The sequence below is a fragment of the Alkalibacterium putridalgicola genome, from assembly GCF_900109825.1.
Classification (GTDB): Bacteria; Bacillota; Bacilli; order Lactobacillales; family Carnobacteriaceae_A; genus Alkalibacterium; species Alkalibacterium putridalgicola.
In genome coordinates this window covers 1-6,847 of sequence record NZ_FOBL01000059.1, presented here as the reverse complement: position 1 = coordinate 6,847, position 6,847 = coordinate 1, and the positions used below count along the sequence as shown (strand labels likewise).

Genomic DNA, 6,847 nt, shown 5'->3' with positions numbered 1-6,847 from the left:
AAATCAGGTCACCATCGATCGTTCCGCCAGGCAGTTGGAAACCATTAGCATCAACGTATACATCTCCGGCAAATGTACCGTTTTGGATACGTGAATTTTCACTTTCAATGGTCAATTTTGGAGCTGTCAGTGTATAACTTGCGGTAACGTTACGGTCTTCATCTTGTGTATATAAAGCCAGTTTACGAGCAAGTTCGCCGTCATTCATTGGGCCTTCTTCAAGAACGAGTTCCTGATCCGTTTCGACGTCACCTTCAAAGATAACGATCCATCCGCCGTTGGCTGACATTGCTTCTTCTAAATCTTCTGACGCTGTTACAACAGATTGTGTTGCGCCTGTTGTAGCATCTGACTCTTCGGTTGTCTCTTCGGTTTCTTCACCTGTGTCTTCAGTAACCTCTTCTGTATCATCCGTTACCTCTTCATCTGTCTCGCCATTGCCACACGCAGCAAGTAACCCCATGCTTGCTGTAATAAGTAATAATTTGTTCCACTTCATCATTATTGTTCCTCCTACCTTTTTATGTTGTGATTAACTGCACATTTATAATACCATGTTTCTTTTTTATTTCAAAGTTTTTTTGAACAAAAAGTACAAAATTTTATATTTTTATTTAAAAATAGCTTAAATAAAGGATATTATAATTAAAAATTATTGTGAAACGAATCACTTTTCTAATTTATTTAACAAATATTACAAAAATAGACACTGAACAAACTTAAAGTATTAGACTTGACTTCAAAAAAAGAAGCTGGAACAAAATGAGCCCGTCCTTTTTTGCTTTTTTAAAACTGTTTGAGAATGAGGACATTCAGATGAGTGATTTCGCTGCATGACAACTACTTCCTAGTGAAATACTGTATCAACTTGTCACTATAAGGGTATTGAGACTACTTCCTGAAAAATTAAAGTGTGAACTGGTCACTAAACAGCTATTGAGACCACTTCCTGAAGAATCACAGCCTAAACTTGTCACTAAACAGCTATTGCAGCCACTTGCTGAAGAATCACTGCCTAAACTTGTCACTAAACAGCTATTGTGGACTACTTCCTGAATAATCACAGCCTAAACTTGTCACTAAACAGCTTTTGCGACTACTTCCTGAGAAACTGTGGCACCAACTGGTCATAATACCGCTGGAAGAATGCTTTAACTTGATTAAACGCAGGAAAAGAGGCTGGAACAAATGAGTCCCAGCCTCTTTTTGCGCTACCGAATTATTTATTATAAACGTGATCCAAAAAGCAGCTCCGCCGTCCACGTTGTCATATCTGTTATGGCTTTAGCCATTTACAGATATGATACACTTGGGCGCAATCCAGAGTGCATTGCTCGATAATCTACGATTATCTTGCGCTTATTCGCTCCAGTTGCCTTAGCCGTTACTGCTTGAGCAGTTATTCGGATACAGTTTGCGTTAGAAGATACGGGACTAAACGCTTTTTGTCCCATTCTCTTCTATATTTTCACGATGTCGTCAGTGTCACACGTATGCCGTTTGGATCTTGTACTGTAAAGAATGTATCACCGGCATCCTCCACTGAAATACCCTGAGAGATGGTATGTTCCTTTGCTTTTTTTAATTCTTCTGCCTGGCTTACACTTAAAGTGAATCGTCTAAGTCCAGTATCGTAGGTGTCTCGTTTAGGTATTCCAGATCCCAACCATGTATTTAGTCCAATATGATGATGATAATCAGCTGCAGCAATAAACCGGGCTTGACTGCCGAATTCATATTTCAGCTGCATACCTATGACGTCAATGTAGAATGCCTGAGATTCTTCCAAATCACGTACAGATAAATGAACATGGCCGATTTTAGTTCCAGTAGGCATTTTATCAACCAAGACTTCAGACCGACTGGCTAGGACGCCGTCTGCATCCATCTGTTCTGTCACGCCTCTGATCGTCCCGTCTTCCCCTATGTCCCATTCCGTCCGCGGCTTGTCCCTGTATATCTCGATACCGTTCCCTTCAGGGTCAGTCAGATAAATCGCTTCACTATAACCGTGATCCGACGCCCCTTCGACAGGTACTTCATTTTTTAGAAGGGCATATAGGACATTACCGAGGTCTTTGCGTGCTGGCACAAGAAAGGCTGTATGGAAAAGACCAGCTTTTTTTGCTTGTGAGTCCTGTGTTTCCGTTTTAATTAGATTAATTAAAACCTGGTCATCAGCCTTGATCCCGAGGGATGCGTAATTATTGGATTCATCCAGGACCTCCAGACCGATATTCTCTGTATAATAGTCAGTCATTACTTTTAAATCACTGACATTCAAATCGACTGAATGAATATCTAAATCGTGATCTATTTTGAATGTTGTCATTTGATCCGCTCCTTATTCTAGTTACTCTTTCAGTGTAACACTTCACTTACTTTTTGTCAGTATAAGTCTGTTTTCTCTTATTTATACGGTTCAGCCGGATCCGGTTATAGCGCTGGATAATAATAAAAGGAATATTAACGAGTAACGCGTAAGCGATCATTGCCCAGCCGGCCCATACCGGATTCCATAAAAAGAAAAACGGTGCCGGAAGCATCAGCAGCCAGTGCGTCAACTCCGCCCGCTTCGTTTCCTTGATAAATATCCTGATCGTATCCACATCATTATTCTGCAGTTCTTTTTTCTTATACCCTGCATGGAACAGTGAGGCCCCATCAGGCAACTTGTCTTTCCATTTATGGACCTTGACTTTATCCTTCCAGAACCTTCCATTTTTCTCGAAAGTTCGTTCTTTAAACAGTTCATTTAATGGGTGATCACTCGCAAAGAACCGGTCAGGCAGTTTTATCAGCCCAAGTGAGATAGTTAAATGAAAAAACAACCACACACTGAAATCCAATAAGAATAACCTCATCTGGCATGCTCCTTCATGTTTTGTATTCGCGTCCCCGCCATTTTACTTTTTTTAAAAAATAAACTTGAATCACTGCCCATAGATAGAGCAGCAGAAAGGCACTTATGTAAATCAATGAGAACGCCATCGTCCACCAGGGAAACCGGCCGACTTTCTTCATCAGCCATCTGAACTGCAGAGAATGCAGAACATAAGTAATAAAAATAACGGATAGATAAGTCAGATCCACACGCATGACCCCATCCACGAATCCAATGAGGACCAGGTACGTGCTCATGACCCATAACATGATCGATAGCATCACCACTGGATGGGTTACTTTGGCGCCATAAGTAAAGCTCTTTGTCCATCCCTGGATCAACTGGTAAATGCCTTCCGGATACATCCTGAAATGGATACTTTCTTTGCCTCCATAAACGGTGACAGGACAGTTTTCTTTCTGATAGAGGTCAGCCATCGCGATGCCATCCATATGAGTATACAAGGTAGCCTCATGACCGCCAAGATCGAAATACTCCTCTGCCTTAACAAAGAGAAAGGGGCCGAATGCGCCTCTTTTGGGGATCGATTTGTCAAGAAAAGTATAGCGATTCAGTCCTGCCAGTACGATGATGTTGGGTACAATAGACAAGGTTTCATAAAGAGAACGGATGACATGGTAGGGCTGAATGGACAACAGGCCTGTGTCCCCATTTCTTTTAAACTGCGCCACGATATTCCTGAACGCGTGCTTCTGTGCACATTGAGTGTCCGAATCCATAAATATCAGATAATCACCTTTGGCATGCTGCGCTCCCAGCCAGCACGCCGCGGACTTCCCAGTCCGTGTGCTTCCGGATTCTTTAGTCGATAAAACTGTTGCACCGTATTCTTCAGCTATTTTCACTGTTCTGTCTTCAGATTCATCATCCACAACGATGATTTCTTCGATAACAAGGGACTGTTCATGTAAAGAAGCGAGCAGTTTCGGCAAGGATGTTTCTTCATCTCTTGCTGGAACAATCACAGATATAGAAGCTTCCTCTTCTTTATCTTTACTGGGATTGATGACCGGCAGTTTCCACAAAAAGAAAAAGCCGCTCAAAAAAGCAATCAGAAGAAGGAATAACAGTATCACTTGTGCCATCTGACATCTCTCCTCTCACTTTATTGAACGTGCTTTTTTTATTGACTGCTTTTCATATCTTCTTTTTCGATAATATCACTCACCTGCTGACCACTGAGCGTCACCATTGGCATGCCCCCACCCGGGTTGACCGAGCCACCAACAAAATATAAATGATTGAATAACTGACTCTTTTTGGGGAACTTGAACCCTTTATTCTTCTTACGGTCTGAAACGACCCCATAAATAGCTCCGCGATTGGAGTAGTAGTGCTGCTCGATATCGTGGGGTGTCCACTGGTCTTCAAACACGATATGCTTCCTGAGATCTGTTAGACCCATATGCTCCAGCTTGACCAGAACCCGTTCTCTCAACCGGGCATAGTCTTCTTCAGTGAACGGCTTATCCTGAATATAAGGAACGTGCGGCAAAATCTTGATATTTTCATGACCGGGAAGAGCCTGGCTTGGGTCTGTTTTGTTGCTGTTTACAAGGTAGATAGTCGGGTCTTTCGGTAAATCATGTTTGTCAAACACCGTTTCGTAGTTCTTTTCTGAATCAGCTGAAAAGAAAAAGTTGTGGTGGGCAAGCTGCGGATATTCTCTGTCCACGCCTAGATGCAGCACAATACCTGAAGCAGCCGGCTCAAACTTCTCCTCAAGTTTTTCTGTCTTTTCTTTATCCACATGAAGCAACCGATCATAGGCAGGAATCACTTCCATGTTGGAAACCACACGGTCAGCTTGCACCGTTTTGCCTGTCGAAAGTTTAATGCCGTAGACATTCTCATCGGCATCCGTTAAGATTTCAGTCACTTCTGTTTCGACATGAAACTCAACCCCGATTTCTTCAGCTAGTCTGACCAGCCCTTCTCCCAGCTTATGCATGCCTCCGTCAACATACCAGAGGCCAAAGTCATATTGAACGTAGGGCAGGACATTCAGGATCGCCGGTGCATTATCTGCTGAAGAACCGACGTATTTGATAAAGTATTTGAGCATGTCACTTAAGTAAGGATTAGAAATGCGTTTGTCGATACCCTGGGACATCGTATGGAAATAATCAAAATCTTTCAATGCACTAATATATCCGTGATGATCGAGTACTTCTTTCATCGTATCCAGACCCTTACCGAAATAGCCTTCTTCAGTCTTCTCATATAAATTTTTCGTGTACTCAAGGTAATCCTTTAATTCTTCAACATCTTTTGCAGAAAGTTCTTCATTTTTTTGAAGCATGTCTTCTGTTGAATTGTAAAGATCTAGGACAGTCCCGTCCATAAAGAAGGATCGCCATTCGTGGTCCAGCTGTCTGATCGACACGTAATCACCCATGAGCTTGCCGCTCTGTTCAAACAATTTTCTAAAAATATGCGGCATCGTCAAAATAGACGGTCCAAGGTCGAATCCGAACCCTTCAGCTTCCAGACGGTTCAATTTCCCTCCGAGATGGCTGTTCTTCTCGTACAATGCAACACTGTATCCTTTTTGAGCTAAAGAAATGGCAGCGGACAATCCACCTAATCCGCCACCAATCACTACAACATCCTTTGATTCAGTCATCACTAACCACTCCACTTCGGATAACGATTTATCCCAATTTTATATTGGTACTCATTCCATTAGGCTGGTTCATAAACTATTTTTTACTTCATTATAGAAAACGACTTTCTTTGCGGACGATGTTTTATTTTTCAAGGTAAAGCAGTCGTAGTCATTCTCTCTCACAGCATCCAAGATCCCGCCGTATACTTTTGCAGAAAGGGCAACTTGAAGCTGGCTGTCTTTGTCAAAGTCTTTCAGACACTGAGTAAACTTATCGTAAAGCTGTTCCGCTCGATACGCGATCGTTTCCCAAATGGCGATAAACGACTCGTTGATCAACTGATCAGAAAGATCATCTTCACTGTAATCTTCCCGTTCCATCAACTCTTTTGGCAAGTAGATCCGATTGATTTTCTGATAGTCTTCTCCGACATCTCTTAAAATATTGGTCAGCTGCATCGCTACACCTAATGCTATGGCCTCTTCTTCCAGTTCTTTATGATTTCTTGTTGCAATCACTGGCAGAAGCATCAGTCCGACCGATCCGGCAACATAATAACTGTATACCTCCAAATCCTCCATGGTCTGGGGCTGTCGGAAGTGATAATCCATCGCTTGTCCGTCAAGCTGGTCATAAAAAGGCTGAATAGACATCTCATACCTATCAAAAACGTCTCTCAAGGCCTGCCAAACAGGATGGTCCGGTTCGCGCCCCTGCTCAAATCGATTCAGTTCATTAGTTAAGAAAGTCAAGGCATCCCCTTGGGCTTCTTTTGTTTCTGCTTCGTCGATGCTGTCATCAGCCAGTCTACAAAAAGCATATATCGCATAGACCGCATTTGCTTTTTCTTTTGGTAGTTTTGAAAAGGCAAAGTAAAAGCTCTTCGAATGTCGTTTTATGATGTCCTCACAATATGCATAGGCTTTCGCTATATCAGAGGCTGTTTTATTTTTTTTCACGGGGGTTCCTCCTCTATTTTTTGAGGGGGTTATGAAACATCTTAACTTGTTCTTCATAACAACTGTCATTTTATCTTTATAATATCATACCATATAAATATTACTAATTAGAAATAATAAAGTCCTCTTCACAGTATCCTCAACTTTTTGAGTAAGCTATCTTTCTCCTTCTCCTCAATAGGGATTATCGGCTCTGATTTATCTTTTTCCTTTGATAATTCATCTACATCCCTTAATTGATTAAAAAAGGAGTCCTTTCAATGATGCTAAACTCTCTTAATTAGACGTACTCAGCTGCTTTTTAGGGTTCGCTACTGCTAATGTAGTCTTCATTGGACGTACTCAGCTGGATTTTGTGCTTCACTACTGCCAAT

General features: G+C 41.8%; 6 protein-coding genes. All 6 read right to left on the bottom strand.

The window, feature by feature from the left end; translation table 11 throughout:
- Window positions 1–502 (bottom strand): polymer-forming cytoskeletal protein (locus BMX84_RS12105; RefSeq protein WP_218142381.1); only part of this gene is annotated, 502 nt, incomplete at its 3' end.
- A gap of 966 nt (window positions 503–1,468) precedes the next feature.
- Entirely contained in the window at window positions 1,469–2,332 is an 864-nt protein-coding gene (locus BMX84_RS12100; protein WP_091490275.1) for a VOC family protein, read from the bottom strand.
- Between the two features lie 46 nt (window positions 2,333–2,378).
- Window positions 2,379–2,864 (bottom strand): glycosyl-4,4'-diaponeurosporenoate acyltransferase CrtO family protein, encoded by a 486-nt coding sequence (locus BMX84_RS12095; protein ID WP_091490273.1) that lies wholly within the window; start codon window positions 2,862–2,864, stop codon window positions 2,379–2,381.
- A gap of 13 nt (window positions 2,865–2,877) precedes the next feature.
- Window positions 2,878–3,990, bottom strand: coding sequence for a glycosyltransferase family 2 protein (locus BMX84_RS12090; protein WP_091490270.1), 1,113 nt, complete (start codon window positions 3,988–3,990; stop codon window positions 2,878–2,880).
- A 38-nt stretch (window positions 3,991–4,028) separates the two neighbouring features.
- Entirely contained in the window at window positions 4,029–5,531 is a 1,503-nt protein-coding gene (locus tag BMX84_RS12085) for a phytoene desaturase family protein (RefSeq protein WP_091490266.1), read from the bottom strand.
- A gap of 69 nt (window positions 5,532–5,600) precedes the next feature.
- Entirely contained in the window at window positions 5,601–6,473 is an 873-nt protein-coding gene (locus BMX84_RS12080; RefSeq protein ID WP_246119147.1) for a phytoene/squalene synthase family protein, read from the bottom strand.
- Window positions 6,474–6,847: the final 374 nt, after the last annotated feature.